Genomic DNA, 23,602 nt, shown 5'->3' with positions numbered 1-23,602 from the left:
GGACACCCGAGCCGGTGAGCGGCCCGGCGACAAGCGCAACAACGCGTGCGCCGCGCGCGTTCCCTTGCCCGGCCCCCGCTCGCGCGGTCACCGTGGTCGCATGACCATGCGCGAGGCCCCGCCCGTCCCGGACGTCTTCGATCCGCGGCGCCATGCCGCGGGCGTGCCCTACGACGCCTACCGCGTGCTGCGCGACCATCACCCCGTGGCCTGGCAGGAGGAGCCGGAGGTGCTGGGCTGGCCGGCCGGTCCCGGGTTCTGGGCGGTGACCCGGCACGCGGACGTCGTCCGTGTACTGAAGGACTCGGGGACGTACTCCTCCCATCTCGGCGCCACGCAGATCCGCGACCCCGATCCCGCCGATCTGCCGTTCATCCGGCGCATGATGCTCAATCAGGATCCGCCGGGGCACGGCCGGTTGCGGCGTCTGGTCAGCCGTGCGTTCACCCCGGGCCGTGTCGACCGGTTCACCGCCGTCGCCCGGGAGCGGGCCCGCACGCTGCTCGGCGAGGCCCTGCGGGCGGCGCGGGCGACGGACGGCACCGTGGACCTCGTCGCCGCCGTCACCGACGACTACGCGCTGCTCAACCTGTCCGACCTGCTCGGCGTCCCGGACTCCGACCGGGATCTGCTGCTGCACTGGACCCGGCGCGTCATCGGCTACCAGGACCCGGACGAGGCCGGTCCCCCCACGCTCGACGCGGCGGGCAAGCCGGTCGACCCCCGCTCCCCCGCCGCCCTGGCCGACATGTTCGCCTACGCCCAGCGGCTGGCAGCCCACAAACGCCGCCGTCCCGCCGACGACGTGATGACGACGCTCGCCCACGAGCCCGAACTCGCCGACACGGAACTGGAGATGTTCTTCTTCCTGCTCACGGTCGCGGGCAACGACACCGTACGCAGCGCGGCCCCGGGCGGCCTGCTGATCCTGGCCGAGCACCCGGAGGCGTACGAGCGACTCCGCGCGGGAAAGGCCGAACTGACGGTCGCCGTTGAGGAGTTGCTGCGCCTGCATCCGCCCGTGCTCACCTTCCGCCGGACCGCCGCTCAGGACACCACCCTCGCCGGCCGACGCATCCGCGCCGGTGACAAGGTGGTCGTCTTCCACGCCTCCGCCAACCACGACGAGCGGGTCTTCACCGACCCCGACCGTCTCGATCTCGCCCGCACCCCGAACCCGCACGTCTCCTTCGGCGACGGCCCCCACGTCTGTCTGGGCGCCCACTTCGCCCGGCTGCAACTGCGGGTCCTCTACTCCGAGGCACTGCACGCCCTGCCGGTCCTGCGCCCGGCCGGACCGGCCCGGCGACTGGTGTCGAACTTCATCAACGGCATCAAGTCGCTGCCCACGCAGGTGTGCTGAGGCGGATCAGGTGCGCACCTGGATCAGCGCGTGGGTCCCGCCGGTCCGCCAGCGCTGCCCCTCCGCCGCCACCAGGGCGGACTCCGTCTCCGCGGCCAGACCGGTGATCACGTCGGACTTCAGGGTGCGCAGAGCCGCCACCGGGGTGGGGAAGTGAGTGGTGACCCCGGCGAACGGGGTGGTGGGCGGCCAGCGGCGGTCGCCCACCAGGCGACGGTAGTTGAGGTCGCCCTTGACGATCGTCAGGACGCTCGGGGCGAGGTCGTCGCGGAGGTCGGCGGGCAGCTCGGCGAAGGGCAGCGGGGCGGCGGCGAAGGGGTGGGCGCGCAGGACGAGGCGCCCGTCGGTCATCGCCGCCCACAGCACCCCGCCGTACGCGGCCGCCGCGCCCTCCGCCCCGGTCAGTCGCCGCAGCGCGTCGAGCACGTCGGTGGTCGTCGCGTCGGAGACGTAGTACGGGTACGGCTTGACGTGCAGGAACGCCCGCCGCACCTGGCCGCTCCGGAGGAGGTGGGCGATGAGGAGCAGGTCGGGGATGAGTTCGCGGCCCGCGTTGTCGGCGATCAGGGACAGGGTGGCGGCGCCGGAGGGCGGGAGCAGGGACCAGAGCAGGTCGCTGTCGTCGGCGACCAGGCCGGGCGCGGCCTCCTTGGCGCCGGCGCTCGCGTCGGAGAGGCGGAAGCCGAGGTCGGCGCGGTTGCCCCAGAGGGAGCCGTGCAGCAGGGCCTGTGCCTGTTCGGCGGGCGGCAGGTCGGCGAGGCGGTCGAGTGCGGTCAGTTCCTCCGTCGTCTCCGGGGCGTCCAGCTCGGCCAGTTTGGAGGGGCGGAAGGGGTCGATGCCCTGCCAGGGTCCCTCGGTGAAGTAGCCGACGGCGTCGAGGAGTTGGCGGTAGAAGTAGCTCTCGGACCAGAGCCAGGGGAGGTCGAACCAGGAATGGCCGACGTACGCGTCGAGGCCCCAGCGCGTCCAGCGGTCACGGTCGTGGGCGTCGGGCGGGAGCGGTTCGACGACGCCCTTGGTGCAGCTCTCCAGCAGGGCGTCGAGGGCGCGGTGCCGGGCGGGGTCGTACGGGAAGGCCTCCCGGACCTGCCGGATGATCGCGGGGTGCCGCTCGGCGAGAACGCCGTAGGGGAAGGAGCCCGGCTCGTTGCCGAGGATCACGGGCGGCGCGGACGGGGTGTCGGGCATGCGCCTCACCGTACCGCGCGGGTCAGGCGGTCCTGATCTCCCGCTCCAGGCGTGCGGTGAGGTTCAGATAGCGGGCGCGGCGGGTGACCGGGACCAGGCCGCGGATCATGACGTGCCACATCTCGGCGACGCGGCGCGGCTGGCGGGCGACCGGTTCCAGGTGACGGCCGACGACGCGGGTTCCGACGAACCAGCTGACCAGGGCGTGGGCGGTGGCCTCGATATCGATGTCCGGGTGGATGTCGGACTCCCTGACCGCGCCGTGCAGCTTGCGGGAGGCGAGCTCACGCCACTCGGTGAAGGGGTGGGCCAGCGGCGGGCGCACCTCTATGGCGCCGGTCGCGAGGCGGAGTCCGGCCCGCTGGATGGGTCCCTCGACGGACATGCGGGAGATACGGAAGGTGATGCGGATCAGGGTCTCGAGGGAGGAGTAGCCCCGGCTCTCCAGTTCCCCCGCGATCTCGCGCGAGGCCCTGGACTGGAGCTCCATGATGGCGTGGGCCAGATCCTCCTTGGCCGCGAAGTGGAAGTACAGGGCGCCCTTGGTGACTTGGGCATGCTCCACGATGTCGCTCAGGCTGGTCGATTCATAGCCGTGACGGTCGAACAGTTCTGCTGCGGCCGTGATGATCGTCGCGCGGGTCTGTTCGGCGCGTAACTGCCTCGCCATCGGCTGAACACTCCTGGGACTGGGAAAACGGGTCGTGCAGTATGTTTCTCACTCCCCGTACACGATATCTCACCGTACGACGGCGCCGACGGCGCACCCCGAGAACGTCGACCGGCCCTGCCCGGGCGGGAGTTGGGCGCAAGCCGGGCATCGCCGAGGAAAACAGAACGCGCGGTACGGACACACCACGGGAACCTGCCGCGACACGTGTCACCGCCGCGTACGGGACGCCGGTGGACGGCGACCGTCAGGGTCGGTTGAGGCATGTCCCTCCTCGATCCCCCCACAGCGGACGCAGGGCCTACAGTACGAGGCGACCGGTTGGTTTGCCAATGAGACGAGAGTGACTGCCAACTCGGCTCAGCAGAGGGGCACTTATGGCGAGACAGGAGCGCGCCGTCCGGACCCGCCGGACGATCCTCGAGGCCGCGGGCGCGGTCTTCGACGAGCACGGCTACACGTCCACGACCATCGCGATGGTGCTGGCACGGGCCGAAGTGACCAAGGGCGCCCTGTACTTCCACTTCCCCTCCAAGGAGTCGCTGGCCCGAGCCGTGCTGGACGAGCCGCTGCCCGTCGGTGCCGTTCCGCCGCAGCGGTGCAAGCTGCAGGAGATCGTCGACGTCACCTTCGTCTTCGGTCAGCACCTGCTCGACGACGCGCTGCTGAAGGGCGGCGTCCGACTCGCCGTGGATCGCAGCGTGCCCGGGGTCGAGCACAGCGGGCCGTTCCGGCAGTGGACCGACCGACTGGTGTGTCTGCTGCAACAGGCGCGTACTCAGGGGGAGTTGCTGCCGTCGGTGGAACCCGGGGACACGGCCGAGCTGGTGGTCGGCGCCTTCGCGGGGATCCAGTTGCTGTCCCGGGCGCTGACCGGCAGGGGCGACCTCGCGCAGCGGATCTCGGTCCTGTGGGCCCACGTACTGCCGAGCATCGCGGTACCGGGCCTGCTCCCCCGCATCGACACCGCGCCGGACCGGGGGCCACGGGTACTGGCGTCACTCGCGTCGCGCGCCTCCTGAGGTGGTGGTATGTGACATAGCACTGAGACGTTCAGTGCTATGTCACATACCACCGAGCCCGGAGGGCGGACGGGCCGGCCCCATTCGCACCGGCCCACCCGTCGAAGGTCCCGCCTCCCCACCCTGAACGCGCCGCGCCGGTTTCCCGTACTCCGTGGGAGCAGCCCGTTCCCGTGTCGGCCGAGGAGACGTTCCGGATGGTCCGGATGACCGCATACCGCACCGCCCTGGCGGCCGCCGTCGTGACCCCGTTCCTGCTGCCGCTGTGGGCGGCCGGCCCGGCGCAGGCGCACGGCGCGCCGACTGCTCCGGTCAGCCGGGGCTACGCCTGCTCGCCGGACGGCGGGGCGAACGCCAGGACGGCGGCCTGCAAGGCGGCGGTGGCGGCCAACGGCGCCCCGTTCACCTTCTGGGACGACGTACGGGTCTCGGACGTGAACGGCCGCGACCGGCAGACCATCCCGGACGGAAAGCTGTGCAGCGGCGGACTGGCGGAGTTCAAGGGCCTCGACCTCGCCCGCTCCGACTGGCCGTCGACGCGCCTGAAGCCGGGCGCGACGCTGAGCATGACGTACGCCGCGCCGATCCCGCACGCGGGCACCTTCCGGCTCTATCTCACCAAGCCGGGGTACGACCCGACGAAGCCGCTGACCTGGTCCGACCTGCCGGCCCAGCCGTTCGCCTCGGTCAAGGACCCGGCCCTGACCGGCGGTGCCTACCACTTCACCGCGAAGCTCCCGGCGAACCGCACCGGACGTCAGGTCCTCTTCACGGTCTGGCAGACCAGCAGCACGCCCGACACGTACTACTCCTGCTCGGACGTGGTGTTCCCGGGGGCGAGCAGCAGCGGTTCGGGGGCCTCGGCCTCGGCGCCCGCGTCAAGCGGCGGCGGCCGGACCGCGAGCGCGACACCCGCGCCGACGGCCCGGAAGCCGCGCACGTCGGCGAGTCCCGCGCAGCGGACGACGACGGCCGCGGCGGAGAGCGCGGCGCCGTCGCAGCCCGACAGCACCCCCGTCGCCGCCACCGAGACCGCCGACTCGGGTCCGTCCGCGCCCATGATGGCGGGCGGCGCCGCCGCGGTGCTGGTGCTCACCGGGGGCGCCGCCCTGGCCCTGCGTCTGCGTCGACGCTGAACTAAGGGGCTGCGAGGGTCAGTTGACGTAGACCGTCGCGCCGTTGTCCGTCACCGGGGCGTACTTGGCGGTGAAGTAGCCGCTGCTGAAGCAGAGCGACGAGCCGGACGTCTTGGTGAACTGCTGGTTGGTGAAGTTGATGCTGGCGTCGGTGTTGCTGGTGGTGCCGGTCAGGCTGGGGGCCTGGTAGACACAGGAGATGGAGCCCAGCAGGGTCTTCAGCTTGACCGTGGTCTGGATGGTGGAGCCGCTCGCCGGGGTCACGGTGAGCGTGCCGTCGGAGGCCACGGTGGTGGTGTACGGCAGGTTGTCGACCGTGATGCTGGTGACGCCGGTCACGCCGAGGACGTTGCTCGTGCAGCTGCTGCTGTCGAAGGTCTGCGCGCCGACGGACTCGGTGGCGGTGCCGGGGGCGCTGGGGTTGTCCGTGACCGTGGCGGTGAACGTCGAGGACGTGCAGGAGACACCGCTGGTGCCGGTCGCGCTGGAGTACAGCGTGGCGGAGGTGCCGCTGGCCAGCGGCGCGCTGAGGACGTCGCCGACCGCGACGGCGGTGCCGCCGGTGGAGCCGGTGGTCAGCACGGGGGTGTCGGCCGCCGAGGCCGGCATGGCGGCCGGGATGGAGAGGGCGGCGACGGTGCCGACGAGGGTGAGGAGGGTGCGAGTGCGCATGCGAGTGCCTCTTTCGAAAGTGGGGGTTGGGGGTGATGGGACGTGGGGGGTGGCTGGAAACGAAGGCGCGTACCCATTCGCCGTTGCCGGTCCGTGACGCCTTCTCCGTACGTCACGGACCGGCAGCGACGACCGGCCGGTGACCGGCCGAAGACCCGTGGGGAGGGCCGGCGGCCGGGCCGGACGGAAGATTCGGCCCGGCGACGGACCAGGGGGAAGTGCCCGTGCCGGGCCGTGGAGGGTTTGTGCCGGGCGGCGCTGCGCCCGTGATGGACAACTGAGGTCCGGGAAACGCGGACGGTGCCGCGTGGCTGGGATCCGGCGCCACGGATCCGGGGGAAGCCAGGGAGAGTTGTAGACCTGAGGGTCAGTCAACGTCAAGCGTTGGAAAGCGAGTTGACGATCGTTCAAGGAATTCCACAGCCAGGGCACGGCGCCCGGACAAAGCCCCAGCCAGCGGCGGGCCACAGGCGGCACACAATCAACATCCTTTTTTCACAACTCCCTTGACCCCCCAAAGTAACCACGGGTAACTTCCCGGTTGGCTACTGCGGAGTACGAGAAAGCCCTTCCATCCGTCCGGGAGTTGGGAGGAGGCGTGCGCTCGCAGCCGCTGTCCGCGCCAGGACAACGCGCCGCTGATGCCCAACCCGCACTGACTATGCACATGGGAGCAGAAATGGCCTCGTCCGCCGACCTCACACCCGGGAACCCGGAAAGCGGTTCCTCGTCCGACCCCGCAAGACGCGGGCGGGTCCGGCTGCGCCGCGCCGCGGTGATGGCGGTCCCCGCCGTCGGAGCCCTCGCCGGCCTCGCGATCCTCACCGCCCAGGGCGCTCTGGGCGTGTCCTTCTCGATCTCCGGCATGCCCTTCACGGTCACCGCGAAGTCGCTCGACGGCACCGGCTTCGAGCAGTTCGGCGCGCTCGACAGCATGATCGACAACAGCCCGAACGCCGGTGACACCGGCGGTCAGGTGCTGGTCGTCACCTCCGCCATCAAGAACGCGACGCTGGACAGCCTGTGCCAGAGCGTCGACCTCGGCGGCACCAACCTGCTGATCAAGGCGGGCAGCGGCTCGTCCAAGGTGCAGGCGACGAATCTGACGACGGACTCGACCCAGCTGTCCGGTGACGCCTCGTTCAACAACATCGAGATCGGCAACGACGCGAGCACGCTGAACAAGGCCGGTGTGAAGGGTCCGGAGGGCGTCTTCAGCCAGCAGGCCGACACCGTGCACATCGACAACCTGCGGCAGACGAACTACGCGACCACCGCAGGCGTCTTCAAGCTGCCCGGCCTCAAGCTCAGCTTCAGCGACTCGGGTTGCTGATGTCCGAGGACACTCCACGTCAGGAGTGGCGGCCCGCCTTCGACGGATGGCGGGCCCGTCGGCCGTTCTGGGGCGGGCTGCTGCTCGCGCTCGGCGGAGCGGAGATCCTCTTCACCGAGAAGGCCTCGTTGAAGGTCATCATGCACATCGGCATGCAGGGCCTGGCCGGGTATCTGCTGCCGACCGTGATGCTGCTGTGCGGGCTGCTGACCATCCTCAGCCCGGGGCAGCGGCTGTTCTACTCGATCATCGGCATCCTGTCCTCCCTGGGCACCTGGCTCACCTCCAACCTGGGCGGCTTCTTCATCGGCCTGGCCCTCGGCGCCGTCGGCAGCTGCATGGCCTTCGGCTGGCTGCCGGACCAGGAGCCGCGGGTCAGCAGGCGACGGCGCAGGAAGGAAGCGAAGTCCTCGGCGGAGGCCGTACAGCTGTAGGACCGCGGAGCGACAGGACCCCGTGCCTCGACCGTCGTACGACGGTGGTGGGCGCGGGGCCCGAGTCGTGTCCGCCTCCGCGCCAACGTTCCCTGGTTGAGGTGGAGTTGACGGTGGGATGGGAGGTGCATGGAGAGAGACATGGACACCGGTACGGCCCACGCGGCGCGGATCTACGACTACATCCTCGGCGGCAAGGACCACTACCCGGCCGACCGGGAGGCCGGCGACGCCATGTGCCGGGAGTGGCCGGCCCTTCCCGTCCACATGCGGGCCAACCGGGACTGGATGAACCGCGCGGTGCGCCGGCTGGCCCGGGAGGCGGGGGTGCGGCAGTTCCTCGACATCGGTTCCGGCATCCCCACCTCGCCCAACATCCACGAGATCGCCCAGTCCACGGCCCCGGCGTCGAGAGTGGTGTACGTCGACAACGACCCGCTCGTCCTCGCCCTGTCCGGGGAACTGCTCAGCAGCACGCCCGAGGGCCGTGCGGCGTACGTCGAGGCGGACATGCGCGACCCGGCGGCCGTCCTGGAGGCGCCCGCGTTCCGCGAGACCCTGGACCTGTCGGAGCCGGTCGCCCTGACCGTCATCGCGATCGTCCACTTCCTGCTCGACGAGCACGACGCCGTCGGCATCGTCCGCCGGCTCATGGAACCGCTTCCGGCGGGCAGCTACCTGGCGATGTCCATCGGCACGGCCGACTTCGCGCCGGAGGAGGTCGGGCGCGTCGCCCGGGAGTACGCGGCCCGCGGCATGCCGATGCGGCTGCGCACCCTCGCCGAGGCCGGGGACTTCTTCGCGGGCCTCGACCTCGTCGAGCCGGGCATCGTCCAGGTCCACAAATGGCACCCCGACGGCACGGCCGCGGAGCCGGTCCGCGACGAGGACATCGCCATGTACGGGGCGGTGGGCCGCAAGCTGTAGATGCCACGCATCTCATCACGATGCGGCAGCGGCAACTCACTGAAAGTGGCTGCTCACTTGACTACCGGAGGTCACACGCGATTGGCTCCGGCCAACGAGAGTCACCCGGACGGCGCACGGCACGCCGGACGGCGTCCGGGGGCTCCTCTCGCCGTTTCTCCAGTTCGGCCGCACAGCGAGGTGCCGCACCCTCATGAACACTCCTCCCCCGCCTCCCGCCTCCCACAGATCCGTGCGTGTCGCCGCCCTCGCGGTGGCCGTCGGGCTTCTCGTGACGGGGTGCTCCGCCTTCGGCGGTCAGTCGGAGTCCGACGCCGGCTCCGCGGGCAAGGCCGGCAGCGGCGGCCGTATCAGGATCGCCATGGTCACGCACGGCGCGAAGGGCGACGCCTTCTGGGACCTGGTGAAGAAGGGCGCCGAGGAGGCGGCCTCGAAGGACGACGTCGATCTGACGTACACCAACGACCCGGACGGGTCGGGGCAGGCCGAACTGGTGCGCGACGCCATTCGGGAGAAGGTCGACGGCATCGCCGTGACCCTGGCCAAACCGCAGGCGATGCGGGGGCCGGTCGCCCAGGCCAAGTCGGCGGGCATACCCGTCGTCGGCCTCAACTCGGGGACCGACTCCTGGCGGCCGGACGGGCTCCTGGAGTTCTTCGGCCAGGACGAGAGCGTCGCCGGGCGGGCCGTCGGCGACAAACTCAACGGCCTCGACGCCAAGCACGCGCTGTGCGTCATCCACGAGCGCGGCAACGTGGGCCTGGAGGCCCGCTGTGCCGGAGTGAAGAAGACCTTCGGCGGCCAGACCGAGAACCTCTACGTGGAGGGCACCGACCCGACCGCCACCTCCGCCGCGATCACCGCCAAGCTGCGGCAGGACCCGAGCATCGACGAAGTGGTCACCAACGGCGCCCAGTTCGCGATGCTGGCCGTCAAGGCGGTGCAGACGGCCGGCAGCCGGGCCGGGGTCGCGACCTTCGATCTCAACAAGGACCTGGTCAAGGCCGTGCAGAGCGGGGACGTGCAGTTCGCGGTGGATCAACAGCCGTATCTGCAGGGCTACCTCGCCGTGGACGGGCTGTGGCTGTACCGGACCAACGGCAACATCAGCGGCGGCGGTGTCTCGCCGGTGCTCACCGGCCCGGCGTTCGTGACGAAGGCCAACGTCGCCTCCGTCGCCCGGTTCGCCGACGGCGGCACCCGCTGAGCCGCCCGGCGCGCGACATTTCGTACGCCGATGTCGCGAAATATTTCGGAGACCCGTGGCACGTGCGGTCACTTGTGCGGTTAGCATCCTGTGCACCCCTTCTCGCCCTGCTCACGGCCACCCCCGTCACTCTCCGCTCCACTCCGCTGACTGCCTAGGACGACCATGTCTCCACGGACAGGTGCCCGGCCCCGCCGTCTCGGCTCCATACGTCTGTCGCTGATCCTGCTGGCCCTGGTTCCCAGCGTCACCCTCGCCGCGATGTGGGGCGTGACGACGACGCAGATGTTCGCGGAGGGGCTGCGGCTGCGCTCGCAGACGCAGTTGAGCCGGTCGACCGGCGCGATGGGCACCGAGGCGACGCTCGCCCTGCAGCGGGAGCGCAGTCTGTCGGCGGCCTGGCTGGCCGGCGACCCGCGCGGCTCGCGGGCCGCGCTGGAGGCGCAGCGCAAGGAGACGGACGAGGCGGTCGCGAAGCTGGTCGGCCAGTCGGACGCGATCAAGATGGCCCCGGCGCGCATCTCGGACCGGCTGTACTCGGTCCTCGGCTCGGTGGGCAGCCTCGAGTACTACCGGGGTCAGGTGGACGACCCGACCGACATCACCGCGGCGCAGGCGCTGGACCAGTACAGCTCGATCATCGACGACCAGATCCACGCCTTCCAGGAGCTCTCCCAGGTCGACGACGGCGACCTGACCTCACAGGCCGGCCCGCTGGTCGCCCTGGAGCACGCGGCGGAGCTGGTCGCGCAGGAGGACGCGCAGCTCACCCAGGCCTGGCCGTCCGGCCGGCTGACCGACAAGTCGTGGATGACGTTGACGCAGTTGGTCGACACGCGGCGCTGGCTGGTCCAGGACCAGATCGTGCCCTCGCTGCAGGGCGGCGCCAAGACCCAGACCGAGCGGATCCTGCAGAGCCCCGAGTGGCAGAGCGTCCAGAACATCGAGGACAAGGTGCTCGCGGCCCGGCCGGGCGCGGACGGCAGGGTGGTTCTGCCCGCCGCGCGGGACCAGTGGGCGGCGGCCTTCGCGAAGGTCGGCGACGAGTACGGCCGGATGATCCGGGTCCAGACGTCCGGGCTGCTGGACCGCAGCGGGGACAAGGCGCACAGCCTGCTGGTGACGGCCGCGTCGCTGAGCGCGGGCGGGCTGGTGGCGCTGCTGCTGTGCGTGGGCATGTCCTGGCGGATCACCCGCTCGTTGTCGCGCCGGCTGCGGGGTCTTCGGGAGGCCACGCTGAGCCTGGCTGAGGAGCGGCTGCCGGACGTGGTGGCGCGGCTGGACCGGGGCGAGACGGTGGACGCGGACCTGGCGACCCCGCCGCTCGACTACGGCCGTGACGAACTGGGCGAGGTGGCACGGGCGTTCAACAAGGCGCAGCGGACGGCCGTCCACACCGCGATCGAACTCGCCGACATCCGGCGGGGCTTCCAGAAGGTGATCCTCGGCATCGCTCGGCAGTCGCAGAACCTGGTGAACCTGCAGCTGACCAAGCTGGACACGCTGGAGCGCGAGCACACCGACCCGGACGTCCTCAAGGGCCTGTACGAACTGGACTCCACGGCCAGCCAGTTGCGGCGGTACGAGGAGAACCTGGTCATCATCAGCGGGGAGCAGCCCCGGCGCAGCTGGCGCGAGCCGGTCGCGCTGATCGACATCCTGCGCAGCGCGGTCGGGGAGGTCGCCGAGTACCAGCGGGTGGAGGTGCACACCGACGAGGACGTGTACCTGGCTCCGCCGGCGGTGGCCGACGTGATCCATCTGCTGGCCGAGCTGATCGACAACGCCACCGCGTACTCGCCCTCTCCGTCGCCGGTCGGTGTCCGGGCCGCGCTGGTCGCCAAGGGCCTGGTCGTCGAGGTGGAGGACCGTGGGCTCGGGATGGCCGAGGAGGACTACGCCGCCTTCAACGCCCAGTTGGCGGTGGAGCCGAAGTTCGACGTGGTCGCCCTCGCCGACGACCTGCGCCTCGGCATGTTCGTGATCGCCCGTCTGGCCACCCGGCACGGCATCGCCGTCACCCTGCGCCCGTCGCCGTACGGCGGCACCACGGCGATCGTCCTGGTGCCGCACGACATCGTGGTGCGCGAGGTGGCGGAGCCGGCCCGGGCCGCCGGACAGGCCTGGGACGGGGTCACCGGGCCGGACGCGCCCGAGTGGCACGAGAGCACCGTGGGGACACCGGCCGCGCGGACCGGGGACGACGAGTACGCGCAGAACGGCACCGCCCCTGGCATCCGCCCGCAGACCGGTCTCCTCAACGGCACGGAACACGCCCGCACGACCGAGACCGGGGCCGCGGACACGGCCGGCCCCTACGGCACGGCGGACACCGGCCTCCACGCCACCGGACCCGCGGAAACGGTCGGCCCCTACGGGACCGCGGACACCGCGGACGCCGGACGCGCCGGGGCCCTGTCCGCCGACTGGCGCGCCGAGGAGGCCGTACCCGGTGCCGGACGGGCCCAGGGGGCCGTACCCGGTGCCGGACGCGCCGAAGGGGCCGTACCCGCTCCGGGGCGACCGGGACGGGCCCGGTATCCGGGTGAGGAGCGGTGGGTGTCGGACGCCCGGCATGCCGCGGCCGCCGCACGGGGCGGTGAGGCCGAGCGCGAGGCGGCCACCGGGGACCGCGCCGGGCAGCCCGGCAGACACGCCCGTCGCCCGGGGCTCGCCCCACTCCCCCGGCGGGTCCCGCAGACCAGTCTGGTCGCCGAGCTCCTCGATGACGGACCGCGCGGTGAACAGCAGGGCCCGTTCGAGGAGTTCACCCCCGAGCAGGCCGCTTCCTCGCTCGGGGGATTCCAGCGGGGGACGCTCCAGGCACGTGACGAGGGCGCCGAGACGCAGTACGACCAGGAGGAGGCCGCCGTAACGGACGACACGGACGCATCCAGCCCCGCCACCGGTACATCCGCCGCAGGCACCCCCGCCGACCGCTGACGAAGGACACGTCATGACACGCCCCATCCCAGCCACCCATACCGCGCTCGATCAGCTGCTGACCGGCCTTGTGGACCGGGTCGCCGAGGTGAACCACGCCGTGGTGCTCTCCGAGGACGGCCTGGTCGTCAGCAAGTCCACCGGGTTCCTGCGGGACGACGCCGAACGGCTCGCGGCCACCGCCTCCGGGCTGATGAGCCTCAGCAAGGGCGTCAGCATGGACTTCCGCGGCGGGCCGGTGCGGCAGGCGCTGATCGAGATGGCCCACAGCTATCTGATCCTCACCTCCGCCGGGCCCGGCGCCCATCTCGTCGTCCTCACCAGCCAGGGCGCCGACGTCGGCGTCGTGGCGTACCAGATGAACATGCTCGTCAAGAAGATCGGTGAGCATCTCAGCGCCGCACCACGGGCCGGCATCGGCCCCACTGTCGATTCCGGCGCGTGAGGTGGGCGGAGGCGACACGGCAGGCCGCCTGGTACGGCCGTTCGCGCTGACGGGCGGACGCACCCGGCCGAGCCGCGCCGACTTCACGCTCATCACGACGGTTACCGCGGTGGACCCGCCGCCGACCTGGGCCACCCGACCTCAGCCGGAGCAGCAGCGCATCCTGCGCCACTGCGCCGAGCCGATCGCCGTCGCGGAACTCGCCGCCCGGCTCGACCTCCCGGTGAGCGTGATCGTGATCATGCTCTGCGATCTCCTGGAGTCGGGCCGGATCACGTTCCGTCCGCCCCATCCGGTGACCCGGACCCCGGACCTGGACCTGTTGCAGAAAGTGAGGGACGGCCTTGGCCGACTCTGACACCATCACCCGGTCGGCACCCGACACGGTCAAGATCCTGATCGCCGGCGGTTTCGGCGTGGGCAAGACCACCATGGTCGGGTCGGTCAGCGAGATCGCGCCGCTGCGCACCGAGGAACGGCTGACCGCCGCCGGCCTCGGCGTCGACGACCTGGAGGGCATCGAGGAGAAGCAGGCCACCACCGTGGCCCTGGACTTCGGCCGGATCACCATCGGCGCCGACCTCGTCCTGTATCTCTTCGGCACCCCGGGCCAGCAGCGCTTCTGGTTCATGTGGAACGACCTCGCGATCGGCGCGCTGGGCGCGGTCGTGCTCATCGACGTCCGCCGTCCCGAGACCAGCTTCGCCGCGATCGACTTCTTCGAACGCCGCGGCATCCCCTTCGTCGTGGGCGTCAACGGCTTCCACGGCGAACACCCCTACCCGCCCGAGGAGATCCGCGAGGCCCTGGCCCTCCCCGAGCACGTCCAGGTCCTGCTGTGCGACGCGCGGGAACGCGGTTCGTGCCGGGACGTACTCATCGCGCTGCTGGACCAGTTGATCGCCGCGGCGGTCAACTGAGAGCTTTCCCAGGGCCGGTTCACTCGTCGGGGCCGGTCAGGGGCTCGTTCGACGGAGCGACGATCCGCGCCGTCAGGTCCGGGTCCGGCATGTCCCGGTCGAAGGGGAACATCGGCCGCCTGATGCGGTGGTGGCCGAGCCGCTCCAGGTCCTGGTCGACTCCGCCCGGGGTCAGGGCCATCCTCCAGTCGGCGGCCAGGGCGAAGAGCTCCGGCTCCAGATAGCCGATCTTGACGATCACGAGGTCCGCCTCGCGGGGGTTGAGATCCAGGTCGGTGAAGTCGTGTTCGTGGTGGTACGGCTTTCTGAGCCGGGTGAGGATCACGTGCACGCTCCCCACCCGCAGCACCACTTCGGTTCCGGCGTCCCGGTCACCGTGCCGGATCGCGTGGACGGTGCCGGTGAGGGTGAGCGGGCCGGCGTGGCGGTCGTCGACCTCGGCGCCCGCGGTGACGGTGACCGTGGCGCCGACGCCGGCCTCGACGGCGGTGTCGACGGCCGACGGGCCCGGCAGGGAGGCGTAGAGGACGGTCGGGCCGTCGGGGTCCTTGAACTCCGGGCGCGCGAGGACCTGTTGCAGGCCCCAGGTGACGTCGCCCGCACCGCCCGCCGTCGGGTTGTCGCCGGTGTCACTGATGACGTACGGACGGGCTTCGGCGGCCAGGGCGGTGTCGAGACAGTCGTCCAGGGTGCCGGTCGGGGCGACGAAGGCGAAGTCGCGCCGGGCCGCCCAGAAACCGTGGGCGAGTCGTTCCGCGCCCGCGGCCACGGCGGTGCGGTCGGGGCCGGTGACCACGACCGCCGCCCGGTTGCGCGGCTCGTCGGCCCAGGCGTAACCGACCCAGATCGCCGCGTCCGTGACCCCGTCGGCCGCCTCCACGTCCTCGACGGCCGCGTACACGCTCCGCGCGGGCTCGATGCGGGTGGAGGTCTGCTCGCCGGCCAGCAGCACCGGCACCGGGATCCAGGCCTTCACCGGGCGGGGCGCGCCGCTCGTCAAAAGGTCGACGAGGTTGCGGGCGGCCCGTTCCTTCGTCTCCATGGCGTCCTCGTGCGGGGCCATGCGGTAGCAGCTGATCAGGTCGCTGAGGTGGACGAGGTCACGGGAGACGTTGCCGTGCAGGTCCATGGAGGTGGACACCAGGACGTCCGGGCCGGTCACCTCGCGGACGCGGGTGAGGAGGTCGGCCTCGGCGTCGTCCAGGCCCTCGACCGTCATGGCGCCGTGGATGTCGAACCACAGGCCGTCGACGGGGCCCGACCGGCGCAGACGGTCGAGGAGTTCGGCGGAGAGTTCCGCGTAGGCCGCCGCGGTCACCGTGCCGCCCGGCAGCGCCTTGCCGACCAGCGCGCCTCTCCAGTCGGCGACTTCGCGCAACTCGCTGCCGGGAGCGAGGAAGGGGTAGCGGGCCAGGACCTCGTCCCCGCGCTGCGGGTGGAAGGCGGGGGCCTCGGTGCGGGCCGGGGAGAAGGTCGACGACTCGATGCCGAGGCCGGCGACGGCGATCACGGGACGGGATGCCGGCATGGAATCCTCCGGAGGGTCAGGGGTGATGGTTGCCGGTCGCCGTGTGCAGCGCGTGCGCCAGGGCCCGCTGCAGGGCCATCTGCCCCGCGCCGGCCAGGCCGGCGTCGGCGCCGAGGACGGCCCGTTCGATCACCAGGTGTTCGGTGACCAGCGGATGGCAGCCCTCGTAGAGCTGGCTGCGGACGGCGGCGACGAACGGCTCCAGCGTGGAGAGGATGCCGCCGAGGTACACGGCGTCGGGGTTGAAGAAGTTGACGTTGGCGGCGAGGACCTGACCGAGGTAGCGGCCGGCCTGCCGGACGGCGCGGGTGGCCTCCGGGTCGGCGTCGGAGGCGAGGCGTACGACGTCCTCGGTGGACGTCACCTTCAGGCCGCGCTCGCGCAGGACGCGCACCAGGGCCGCGCCGGAGGCCACCGTCTCCAGGCACCCGGTGTTCCCGCAGGAGCAGGGGATGTCGTGGGCGGCCTCGACCCGGACGTGGGTGATCTCGCCGGCGCCACCGGTGCCGCCGCGGTAGAGACGGCCGTCGGCGATGACACCGGCGCCGATCCCGGAGCCCGCCTTGACCATGATCGACTGGCGGTGCGCGGCGGGCCGTACGCTGTGCTCGCCCACGGCCATGCAGTTGGCGTCGTTCTCGATGGCGACCGGCACCGCGAACCGCTCCTCCAGCCAGTCCCGTACCGGGAAGCGGTTCCAGCCCGGCATCCGGGCCGGCAGGGTCACCAGTCCCGGCTCCACGTCGACCGGTCCGGGCAGGCACAGGCCCACGCCCCGCAGCAGACCCCGGCCGTGCCGTTGCGCGAGCGAGGAGAGCGTCTCCACCAGTCCGGGCAGGGCCGCCTCGGGACCGTCGGCGGTCGGGAACGGCACGGTGGAGACGTCGGTGAGGCCGCCCCCGGGCAGCACCACGCCCACATGCGCGTGCTTGCCGCCGAGTTCGGCCGCCACGGCGAACCCGTCGCTGCCGCCCAGCCGCAGCACCTTGCGCGGCCGGCCTCCCGCGGACGACACCGTGCCCTCCTCCGCGACCAGCCCGTGGTCCATGAGCTGACCCACCGTGAAGGAGATCGTCGAGGGTGCGGCGCCCAGCAGTCCGGCCAGTTCCGTACGGGTCGTGGCCTGACCGGAGGCGAGGAGTTCGAGGATGCGCTCGGCGAGCGAGGTGACGCCGACGAGGTGTTTGCGGCGCGGCGGACTTTTTTCGGTCATGGACGAAGTAACTTCCGTCGACGGCGTTCGGGGCGACGAGCGTATGCCCCTGAAACCGCCTCCACGCTTTTTTCAGAACAGCAGTAACAGGCTTTTTACGACGGTGCGTCTGTTTCTTCGACCACACGGGTCGTTGACTGTCCCTCACCCCCGCAGAGCCCACCCTTGTTCCGAGGAGAGCCATGTCCCCTGCCCGCACGAGACTCCTGGCCGGTGTCACACTCTCCGTGGGCACGCTGCTGCTCGCGGGCTGCTCCGGATCGAGCGGCGCGTCGTCCGCGGCCAAGGACTCAATCAACTACGCGCTGCCGGCGAACTTCACGCCGAACTGGATCCTGCCGATCGGCACGGCGGCGCACCTCAACACCAACAACATCTCCATCGCCAACGCGTTGTGGGAGCCGTTGGTGGCCTACGACGGCTCGAGCGGCAAGATCGCCTGGAACAAGGCCGGTTCGATCGCCACGGCCGCCGACTTCGCCGCCGACAACAAGAGCGTGAAGATCACCCTGGGCGACCGGCACTGGAGCGACGGCAAGCCCGTCACCGCCAAGGACGTGCGGTTCTGGTTCGACCTCATCAAGGCGAACAAGACGCAGTGGGCGGGCTACAACCCGGGCAAGGCACCGGACAACTGGACCTCCCTCACCGTCCAGGACGACCGCCACTTCACCATCACCTTCGACAAGGCGTACAACCCGCAGTGGATGCTGGCGAACGAACTGAGCTCCATCAACCCGCTCCCCGAGCACGCCTGGGACAAGGGCGACCCGAAGCGGACCTGGACCTACCTCAACGACGCGGCCAAGAACATCGGCGGTTACGCCACCAACGCGCTGTGGAAGACCATCAGCGGCCCCTACGCCGTGAAGTCCTTCTCGACGGCCGGCAAGGTCGTGCTCACCGCCAACAAGAAGTACGACGGCGGGGAGAAGCCCGGCATCCCCACCGTGAACCTGCTTCCCTTCACCACGGCGGACGCCGAGAAGAACGCCCTGCGCTCCGGGAGCGTCGACTACGGCTACATCGAGGCGACCGACCTCGACCAGGAGGCGAGCTTCACCGCGCGGGGCTACGAGGTGAAGCCGTGGTCGGGCTGGGCCATCACCTACATGCCGTACAACTTCAACAACCCCGCCATGGGTGCCGTGTTCCAGCAGCTCTACGCCCGGCAGGCGGTTCAGCGGTCGATCGACCAGACGAGCCTGGCGAAGGTCGTCCTCAATGGCACGGCGGTGCCCGGCTACGGTCCGGTGCCGCAGGGGCAGGCCTCCGACTTCGTCTCGCCGACGCAGAAGGACAATCCGTACCCGTTCTCGACGAGTGCCGCCAAGTCCCTGCTCACCAGCCACGGCTGGACCGAGCAGGGCGGGGTGATGACCTGCACCGACCCGGGCAGGTGCGGTGCGGGGATCGCCCGGGGCACCAAGTTCGAGATGACGGTGCTGTCGCAGTCCGGATCCACCGTCACCGACAACATGATGAGCGCGATCCAGTCCTCGCTCGCCAAGACCGGCATCAAGTTCTCCATCAGGACCGCGCCGGTCAACTCGGTGCTCTCACAGACCCCGCAGTGCACCGCGGGCCAGTCGATCTGCAAGTGGCAGCTGTCCTTCTTCGGCACGGCGGGCAGCTGGTACTTCCCGGCCTTCCCGACCGGTGACTCGCTCTTCCAGACCAAGGCCGGCTCGAACTTCGGCAGTTACTCCAACCCGGACGTCGACCGGCTCATCACCGCGTCCACGACGTCGAGTTCGACCCGGGCCGTGCAGGACTACAGCGCCGCCCTCGCCAAGGACCTGCCGGTGATCTGGCTGCCGGAGCCGGACTACCAGATCTCCGTGATGAAGAAGGGACTGGGCGGCTTCTCCCAGGACTCGCTCGCCAACTTCCACCCCGCGCAGTGGAAGTGGACCGGCTGAGCCATGGAGACCCTCGTCTACCTGGCCCGGCGGACGCTCCAGGCCCTCGCGGTGATCCTCATCGTCACGGTCGTGGTCTTCTGCCTGCTGCACGCGCTGCCCGGGGGTCCCGCGCGCGGGATCCTCGGACCGCAGGCGACCGCCCAGCAGATCACCGCGTTCAACCACGACCAGGGGCTGGACCGCCCGCTGCCCGTCCAGTACCTCTACTACCTGCGCACCCTGCGGCACGGGGACCTCGGAACGTCGTACACGCTCAACGAGGCCGTCTCCCAGCTGATCGGGCAACGGCTGCCGAAGACACTGGTGCTGACGGTGCTGTCCGCGCTCGTCGGGCTGCTCCTCGCGATCCCGCTGGGCATGTGGCAGGCGGTGCGGCGCAACAAGCCGGCCGACTACGTGATCACGACGCTGAGTTTCGTCGCGTACTCGACCCCGGTGTACTTCCTGGGCCTGATCCTGGTGCTGGTCTTCACCCAGACGCTGCGCTGGTTCCCCTCCCAGGCGCCGCAGGGGGACACGCTCGGGCAGGTGCTCGGCGATCCGGTGGCGCTCGTGCTGCCGGTGATCACGGGCGCCGCGTCGATGATCGCGGTGTTCAGCCGGTACATGCGGGCGGCGACGCTGGAGAACCTGGCCGAGGACTACGTCCGCACCGCCCGGGCGGGCGGTGCGCGGCAGTACGCGATCCTTTTCCGGCACGTCTTCCGCAACTCGCTCACGCCCGTGATCGCGATGCTCGGTTACTACGTGCCCGTCCTGTTCGGGGGCGCCCTGGTCGTCGAGCAGCTCTTCAACTACCCGGGGATGGGGCTGCTGTTCTGGTCCGCCGCGCAGTCGTCGGACTATCCGGTGCTGCTCGGCTGCGTCCTCGTCATCTCCGTCGCCACGGTCGTGGGCACGCTGCTCGCCGACGTCGTCCAGCGTGTCGTCGACCCCCGAGTGAAGGCGGGCCAGGCATGAGCGCCGTCCTGCAGACCACCACGCCGACGACCGACCCCCTCGCGGGCCACCGTCTCTCGCTGCGCCGGTTCACCCGCAACAGGCTGGCCGTCGCCGGTCTCGCGGTGGTGGTCCTCTTCCTGCTGCTCTGCTTCGCCGGCCCGCTGCTGTACTCCACCGACCAGACCCACACCGACCTCACCCAGGTCAACCTCCGGCCGGGCGGCTCCCATCTGCTCGGCACGGACGCCGTGGGCCACGACGAGCTGGGGCGGCTGATGTACGGCGGGCAGGTCTCCCTGCTCGTCGGGCTCGCGGCCGGGGTGCTCGCCACCGTCATCGGCACGCTGTGGGGTGCCGTGGCCGGGTACGCCGGCGGCTGGGTGGACGCGGTGATGATGCGGATCGTGGACGCGGGCATCGCGATTCCCGCGCTGTTCATCCTGCTGGTCGTGTCGGCGATCACGACCCCTGACCCGCTCGGGCTGATCCTCGTGCTCGGACTGGTGTCCTGGCTGGTGCCCTCCCGGCTCGTGCGGGCGGAGACGCTGACGCTGAAGGGCCGTGACTACGTCCTGACGTTGCGCGCCACCGGTGGCACGCACGGACGGGCGATCCGCCGGCACATCCTGCCCAACTCGGTGTCCACGATCGTCGTCGCGGCCACCTTCCAGGTCGCCGACGCGATCCTGCTCGTCGCCTACGTCTCGTATCTGGGCCTCGGTGTCCAGCCGCCGAAGACCGACTGGGGCGGGATGCTGTCCGCCGGTCTGACGGCCGCGTACTCGGGACGCTGGTGGCTGATCGTTCCGCCGGGCCTCGCGATCATCCTCGTCGTGTGCGCGTTCAACGCGATCGGGGACGGGCTGCGGGACGCCTTCGACGTGAGGGGGCGTGGGTGAAGGGCGCAGGGAAGGCGGGGAAGGCGGTGGAGGGGGCGAAGGTGCCGGAGGCGGAGAGGGTGCTGGAGGTCGAGGGGCTGGGGGTCACGTTCGGGACCGAGACGGGTGACGTGCCGGCGCTATGTGACATATCACTGCACGTGCATCCGGGTGAAACCCTCGCCCTCGTCGGCGAGTCCGGCTCCGGGAAGTCCACCGTCGCCCTCGCCGCGATGGGTCTCCTGCCGGGCAACGCCCGTGTCTCGGGCCGGGTCAGGATCGACGGCAGGGACGTCGTCGGGGCCGGCGAGGGAGAGCTGGCCCGGTTGCGCGGTCGTACGGCGTCGATGGTGTTCCAGGAGCCGGCCACCGCCCTCGATCCACTCACCCGGGTGGGTGCGCAGATCGCCGAGGTCATCCGGAACCACCGTCCCCTCTCCCGCGCCGAAGCCGCCGGTGCGGCGGTCGAGTTGCTCCGCAGGGTCGGCATTCCCGAGCCGGAGCGGCGGGCGAAGGCGTTTCCGTTCCAGATGTCGGGCGGGCAGCGGCAGCGCGTCGTGATCGCGATGGCGATCGCCAACTCGCCCGGTCTGCTCATCGCGGACGAGCCGACGACCGCGCTGGACGTCACCGTGCAGGCCGAGATCCTCGATCTGCTGCGGGAGCTGGCCGCCGACTCCGGCACCGGGGTGCTGCTGGTCACCCACAACATGGGCGTGGTCGCCGACTTCGCGGACCGGGTGGCGGTGATGCTGCGGGGCGAGATCGTCGAGAGCGGGCAGGTGGACGAGGTGCTGCTGCGGCCGCGGCACGACTACACGCGGAAGCTGCTGGCGGCGGTGCCGCGCCTGGTGGTCGACGAGCCGAAGGAGGCACCGGCCCCTTCGGCGCAGGGCGAGCCGGTGGTCCGGCTCCAGGACGTGTCCGTGACCTTCGGCCGTGGTCCCCGTACCGTACGGGCGCTGCGGGAGGTGTCGATGTCGGTGCGGGCCGGCGAGACGGTCGGGCTGGTGGGCGAGTCGGGCTCGGGCAAGTCGACCGCGGCCCGCGTCGCGCTGGGGCTGGTGGCGCCCGCGTCCGGGTCGGTGTCGCTGTTCGGTGCCGACCTGGGCCGCACCCGGGGACGCGCGCGCCGGGCCCTGCTGTCCGGGGTCGGGGTGGTGCTGCAGGATCCGGTGGCCTCGCTGGACGCGCGGATGAGTGTCGGGGAGTGCGTCGCCGAGCCGCTGCGGATGCACCGGCGGGGGATGTCGGCGGCCGAGCGGCGCGCCAGGGTCGCCGAGGTGCTCGAACGGGTGCGGCTGCCCCGGGAGTTGGCGGGGCGGGGGCCGCGTGAGCTGTCCGGTGGGCAGCGGCAGCGGGTCAGTCTCGCCCGGGCGCTGGTGCTTCAGCCGCGGCTGCTGGTCGCGGACGAGCCGACGAGCGCGCTGGATGTGAGTGTGCAGCAGACGGTGCTGGAGGTGATCGCCGAGTTGCAGGGCGAGCTGGGGTTCGCGTGCCTGTTCGTCTCGCACGATCTGGCGGTGGTGCAGCAGTTCGCGCAGCGGGTCGTGGTGATGCGTGACGGGCGCGTCGAGGAGGAGGGGCCGACCATGAGGACCCTGTTGCGGCCGGAGACCGCCTACACGCGCCGGCTCATCGCGTCGGTGCCGGTACCGGATCCTGTGGTGCAGCGGCGCCGGCGGGCCGAGGACCGGACGGGGGCCACCGCGTGACGCGTGCTTCCGGGGTGGTCGCGGGCGTCGACATCGGCGGCACGACCACCCAAGTGCTGCTGTGCGCGGGGGACTTGAGGGTCATGGACCGTCTGGAGGTGGCGACGCCAGCGGCCGAGGGCGGGGCGGCGATGGTCGGCGCCGCGCTGGATGCCGTACGGCGCCTGCTGGGGCGTACGCCCGCGCGGCTGCTCGGTGTCGGGGTGGGGGCGGCGGGGGTGGTGGACGCTCGGGCCGGACGGGTGCTGGTGGCGAGCGACTCCTTTCACGGCTGGGCCGGTTTCGAGGTGACCGCGGCGGTCGAACGGGGCCTGGGAGTGCCGGCGTTCCTCGACAACGACGTCAACGCGTTCCTGCGCGGCGAGGTGACCGCCGGGGCGGTGGCGGGCGAGCCGGACGTGCTCGGTATGACGCTGGGCACCGGGGTCGGCGGGGCGTTGTGGCTGAGAGGCGCCCTGTACGACGGGCCGGAGGGCGCGGCGGGCGAGATCGGTCATGTGCCCGGCTTCGGCGAACTGGCCTGCACCTGCGGGGGCCGGGGCCATCTGGAGACGCTGGCCTCGGGCCGTTCGATCGCCGCCCGGTACCGGGAGCGCACGGGCCGCGACGGCTCGGGCCGCGGCGTTGCCGAGGCGGCGGGCCGGGGTGATCCCGACGCGCTCGCGGTGTTCGAGACGGCGGGCGCAGCGGTGGCCCGGGCGCTGCTGGTCACGGCCGGCCTGCTGGACGTGACGACCTTCGTGATCGGCGGCGGTGTCAGCCGGTCCTGGTCGCTCCTGGAGCCCGCCGTCCGGCGAGCGTTGAGCGCCGAACCCCCGGTCAGCGGGCGCCCGTTGCGGGTGCTGCCGGCCGGTCTGGGCGAGGACGCGGTGGCCGTCGGCGCGGCGGCCCGGGCGCGGGCGGAGCTCGATCCACCCACCGCTCCCACAGCGGGCGGCAAGGTGAACGAGGAGAAATGAGCGGGACGGCACATTCGTAGTGCCGGCGACCGACCTCAACGGCACCGACTGGACGTACGTCAGCCAGTACATCCATGTGTGGGACTCCGCCGATCTGCGTACCTTCACCGGGTACCGGCGGCTCAAGCCGCACGCCATGGACGGCGGCGCGGGTGCCACCCGTGAGGGGGGGCACCCGCGCC

The 23,602-nt window shown here is 71.3% G+C and carries 21 protein-coding genes and 1 pseudogene; 17 read left to right on the top strand and 5 right to left on the bottom strand.

All coding sequences use genetic code 11. From position 1 onward, the window contains the following. Window positions 1-100: 100 nt before the first annotated feature. Complete coding sequence (locus tag ACWCQ1_RS25300; RefSeq protein ID WP_358598819.1) at window positions 101-1,363, top strand: cytochrome P450; 1,263 nt, start codon at window positions 101-103, stop codon at window positions 1,361-1,363. Between the two features lie 6 nt (window positions 1,364-1,369). On the opposite strand, the gene ACWCQ1_RS25295 is transcribed toward ACWCQ1_RS25300, so the two are convergent. Further along, on the bottom strand, window positions 1,370-2,551 hold the full coding sequence (locus ACWCQ1_RS25295; protein WP_451027442.1) for a damage-control phosphatase ARMT1 family protein: 1,182 nt from the start codon (window positions 2,549-2,551) through the stop codon (window positions 1,370-1,372). Between the two features lie 22 nt (window positions 2,552-2,573). Further along, complete coding sequence (locus ACWCQ1_RS25290) at window positions 2,574-3,221, bottom strand: ScbR family autoregulator-binding transcription factor (RefSeq protein ID WP_358598476.1); 648 nt, start codon at window positions 3,219-3,221, stop codon at window positions 2,574-2,576. Window positions 3,222-3,598: 377 nt separating this feature from the next. Between ACWCQ1_RS25290 and ACWCQ1_RS25285 the strand changes: the two genes are divergently transcribed. Together ACWCQ1_RS25285 and ACWCQ1_RS25280 are read left to right on the top strand one after the other, a co-directional pair. Continuing rightward, window positions 3,599-4,243, top strand: coding sequence for a ScbR family autoregulator-binding transcription factor (locus tag ACWCQ1_RS25285; RefSeq protein WP_358598479.1), 645 nt, complete (start codon window positions 3,599-3,601; stop codon window positions 4,241-4,243). 197 nt (window positions 4,244-4,440) lie between these two features. Further along, window positions 4,441-5,379 (top strand): lytic polysaccharide monooxygenase auxiliary activity family 9 protein, encoded by a 939-nt coding sequence (locus ACWCQ1_RS25280; protein WP_451027441.1) that lies wholly within the window; start codon window positions 4,441-4,443, stop codon window positions 5,377-5,379. Between the two features lie 18 nt (window positions 5,380-5,397). On the opposite strand, the gene ACWCQ1_RS25275 is transcribed toward ACWCQ1_RS25280, so the two are convergent. Beyond that, on the bottom strand, window positions 5,398-6,051 hold the full coding sequence (locus tag ACWCQ1_RS25275) for a Tat pathway signal sequence domain protein (RefSeq protein WP_133041606.1): 654 nt from the start codon (window positions 6,049-6,051) through the stop codon (window positions 5,398-5,400). A gap of 679 nt (window positions 6,052-6,730) precedes the next feature. Between ACWCQ1_RS25275 and ACWCQ1_RS25270 the strand changes: the two genes are divergently transcribed. From ACWCQ1_RS25270 to ACWCQ1_RS25235, 8 genes are all read left to right on the top strand, one after another. Then, window positions 6,731-7,384, top strand: a complete 654-nt coding sequence (locus tag ACWCQ1_RS25270) for a DUF6230 family protein (RefSeq protein ID WP_358598485.1) — start codon at window positions 6,731-6,733, stop codon at window positions 7,382-7,384. After that, window positions 7,384-7,818: a DUF6114 domain-containing protein gene (locus ACWCQ1_RS25265; RefSeq protein ID WP_133041604.1), complete on the top strand. Its 435-nt coding sequence runs from the start codon at window positions 7,384-7,386 to the stop codon at window positions 7,816-7,818. Before ACWCQ1_RS25270 ends, ACWCQ1_RS25265 begins: the two co-directional genes overlap by 1 nt. Window positions 7,819-7,959: 141 nt before the next feature. Continuing rightward, complete coding sequence (locus ACWCQ1_RS25260; protein WP_451027440.1) at window positions 7,960-8,745, top strand: SAM-dependent methyltransferase; 786 nt, start codon at window positions 7,960-7,962, stop codon at window positions 8,743-8,745. Between the two features lie 193 nt (window positions 8,746-8,938). Further along, complete coding sequence (locus ACWCQ1_RS25255; protein WP_133041602.1) at window positions 8,939-9,952, top strand: sugar ABC transporter substrate-binding protein; 1,014 nt, start codon at window positions 8,939-8,941, stop codon at window positions 9,950-9,952. Window positions 9,953-10,117: 165 nt separating this feature from the next. After that, window positions 10,118-12,895, top strand: coding sequence for a nitrate- and nitrite sensing domain-containing protein (locus ACWCQ1_RS25250; protein WP_451027439.1), 2,778 nt, complete (start codon window positions 10,118-10,120; stop codon window positions 12,893-12,895). Between the two features lie 13 nt (window positions 12,896-12,908). Next, complete coding sequence (locus ACWCQ1_RS25245; RefSeq protein ID WP_133041600.1) at window positions 12,909-13,340, top strand: roadblock/LC7 domain-containing protein; 432 nt, start codon at window positions 12,909-12,911, stop codon at window positions 13,338-13,340. A 1-nt stretch (window position 13,341) separates the two neighbouring features. Then, window positions 13,342-13,698 carry a DUF742 domain-containing protein gene (locus ACWCQ1_RS25240; RefSeq protein WP_133041599.1) on the top strand — a complete coding sequence of 119 codons (357 nt, stop codon included), beginning with the start codon at window positions 13,342-13,344 and terminating at the stop codon, window positions 13,696-13,698. Beyond that, window positions 13,685-14,260 carry a GTP-binding protein gene (locus tag ACWCQ1_RS25235; protein WP_358598496.1) on the top strand — a complete coding sequence of 192 codons (576 nt, stop codon included), beginning with the start codon at window positions 13,685-13,687 and terminating at the stop codon, window positions 14,258-14,260. The genes ACWCQ1_RS25240 and ACWCQ1_RS25235 overlap by 14 nt, the downstream gene beginning before the upstream one ends. Window positions 14,261-14,279: 19 nt before the next feature. On the opposite strand, the gene ACWCQ1_RS25230 is transcribed toward ACWCQ1_RS25235, so the two are convergent. Then, window positions 14,280-15,788: a M81 family metallopeptidase gene (locus ACWCQ1_RS25230; RefSeq protein ID WP_451027438.1), complete on the bottom strand. Its 1,509-nt coding sequence runs from the start codon at window positions 15,786-15,788 to the stop codon at window positions 14,280-14,282. Between the two features lie 16 nt (window positions 15,789-15,804). Continuing rightward, window positions 15,805-17,001: an ROK family transcriptional regulator gene (locus tag ACWCQ1_RS25225; protein ID WP_133041596.1), complete on the bottom strand. Its 1,197-nt coding sequence runs from the start codon at window positions 16,999-17,001 to the stop codon at window positions 15,805-15,807. A gap of 182 nt (window positions 17,002-17,183) precedes the next feature. Between ACWCQ1_RS25225 and ACWCQ1_RS25220 the strand changes: the two genes are divergently transcribed. From ACWCQ1_RS25220 to ACWCQ1_RS25195, 6 genes and pseudogenes are all read left to right on the top strand, one after another. Next, window positions 17,184-18,923 carry a peptide ABC transporter substrate-binding protein gene (locus ACWCQ1_RS25220; protein ID WP_451027437.1) on the top strand — a complete coding sequence of 580 codons (1,740 nt, stop codon included), beginning with the start codon at window positions 17,184-17,186 and terminating at the stop codon, window positions 18,921-18,923. A gap of 3 nt (window positions 18,924-18,926) precedes the next feature. Further along, window positions 18,927-19,886: an ABC transporter permease gene (locus tag ACWCQ1_RS25215; protein WP_451027436.1), complete on the top strand. Its 960-nt coding sequence runs from the start codon at window positions 18,927-18,929 to the stop codon at window positions 19,884-19,886. Further along, a complete protein-coding gene (locus ACWCQ1_RS25210) occupies window positions 19,883-20,767 on the top strand; it encodes an ABC transporter permease (RefSeq protein WP_133041593.1) in 885 nt (294 codons plus the stop codon). Before ACWCQ1_RS25215 ends, ACWCQ1_RS25210 begins: the two co-directional genes overlap by 4 nt. Before the next feature lie 26 nt (window positions 20,768-20,793). Then, window positions 20,794-22,461, top strand: a complete 1,668-nt coding sequence (locus tag ACWCQ1_RS25205) for a dipeptide ABC transporter ATP-binding protein (protein WP_451027480.1) — start codon at window positions 20,794-20,796, stop codon at window positions 22,459-22,461. Further along, a complete protein-coding gene (locus ACWCQ1_RS25200; RefSeq protein ID WP_358598509.1) occupies window positions 22,458-23,420 on the top strand; it encodes an ROK family protein in 963 nt (320 codons plus the stop codon). The genes ACWCQ1_RS25205 and ACWCQ1_RS25200 overlap by 4 nt, the downstream gene beginning before the upstream one ends. Further along, window positions 23,419-23,559: pseudogene (locus ACWCQ1_RS25195) on the top strand (alpha-L-arabinofuranosidase); the annotation flags it as partial. The gene ACWCQ1_RS25200 and the pseudogene ACWCQ1_RS25195, both read left to right, overlap by 2 nt. Between the last annotated feature and the right edge of the window lie 43 nt (window positions 23,560-23,602).

This window comes from Streptomyces sp. NPDC002144 (genome assembly GCF_053593695.1).
Note: the sequence above shows the minus strand (reverse complement) of the source record. Positions and strands in the feature narration are given on the sequence as shown.

What these genes read in the sequence shown, in the direction of transcription:
- ACWCQ1_RS25250 (WP_451027439.1), top strand. Translation starts at nt 10,118, where the DNA reads ATGTCTCCACGGACAGGTGCCCGGCCCCGCCGTCTCGGCTCCATACGT.
- ACWCQ1_RS25270 (WP_358598485.1), top strand. Translation starts at nt 6,731, where the DNA reads ATGGCCTCGTCCGCCGACCTCACACCCGGGAACCCGGAAAGCGGTTCC.
- ACWCQ1_RS25245 (WP_133041600.1), top strand. Translation starts at nt 12,909, where the DNA reads ATGACACGCCCCATCCCAGCCACCCATACCGCGCTCGATCAGCTGCTG.
- ACWCQ1_RS25285 (WP_358598479.1), top strand. Translation starts at nt 3,599, where the DNA reads ATGGCGAGACAGGAGCGCGCCGTCCGGACCCGCCGGACGATCCTCGAG.
- ACWCQ1_RS25300 (WP_358598819.1), top strand. Translation starts at nt 101, where the DNA reads ATGACCATGCGCGAGGCCCCGCCCGTCCCGGACGTCTTCGATCCGCGG.
- ACWCQ1_RS25290 (WP_358598476.1), bottom strand. Translation starts at nt 3,221, where the DNA reads ATGGCGAGGCAGTTACGCGCCGAACAGACCCGCGCGACGATCATCACG.
- ACWCQ1_RS25275 (WP_133041606.1), bottom strand. Translation starts at nt 6,051, where the DNA reads ATGCGCACTCGCACCCTCCTCACCCTCGTCGGCACCGTCGCCGCCCTC.
- ACWCQ1_RS25295 (WP_451027442.1), bottom strand. Translation starts at nt 2,551, where the DNA reads ATGCCCGACACCCCGTCCGCGCCGCCCGTGATCCTCGGCAACGAGCCG.
- ACWCQ1_RS25280 (WP_451027441.1), top strand. Translation starts at nt 4,441, where the DNA reads ATGGTCCGGATGACCGCATACCGCACCGCCCTGGCGGCCGCCGTCGTG.
- ACWCQ1_RS25265 (WP_133041604.1), top strand. Translation starts at nt 7,384, where the DNA reads ATGTCCGAGGACACTCCACGTCAGGAGTGGCGGCCCGCCTTCGACGGA.
- ACWCQ1_RS25210 (WP_133041593.1), top strand. Translation starts at nt 19,883, where the DNA reads ATGAGCGCCGTCCTGCAGACCACCACGCCGACGACCGACCCCCTCGCG.
- ACWCQ1_RS25260 (WP_451027440.1), top strand. Translation starts at nt 7,960, where the DNA reads ATGGACACCGGTACGGCCCACGCGGCGCGGATCTACGACTACATCCTC.
- ACWCQ1_RS25230 (WP_451027438.1), bottom strand. Translation starts at nt 15,788, where the DNA reads ATGCCGGCATCCCGTCCCGTGATCGCCGTCGCCGGCCTCGGCATCGAG.
- ACWCQ1_RS25220 (WP_451027437.1), top strand. Translation starts at nt 17,184, where the DNA reads ATGTCCCCTGCCCGCACGAGACTCCTGGCCGGTGTCACACTCTCCGTG.
- ACWCQ1_RS25225 (WP_133041596.1), bottom strand. Translation starts at nt 17,001, where the DNA reads ATGACCGAAAAAAGTCCGCCGCGCCGCAAACACCTCGTCGGCGTCACC.
- ACWCQ1_RS25255 (WP_133041602.1), top strand. Translation starts at nt 8,939, where the DNA reads ATGAACACTCCTCCCCCGCCTCCCGCCTCCCACAGATCCGTGCGTGTC.
- ACWCQ1_RS25215 (WP_451027436.1), top strand. Translation starts at nt 18,927, where the DNA reads ATGGAGACCCTCGTCTACCTGGCCCGGCGGACGCTCCAGGCCCTCGCG.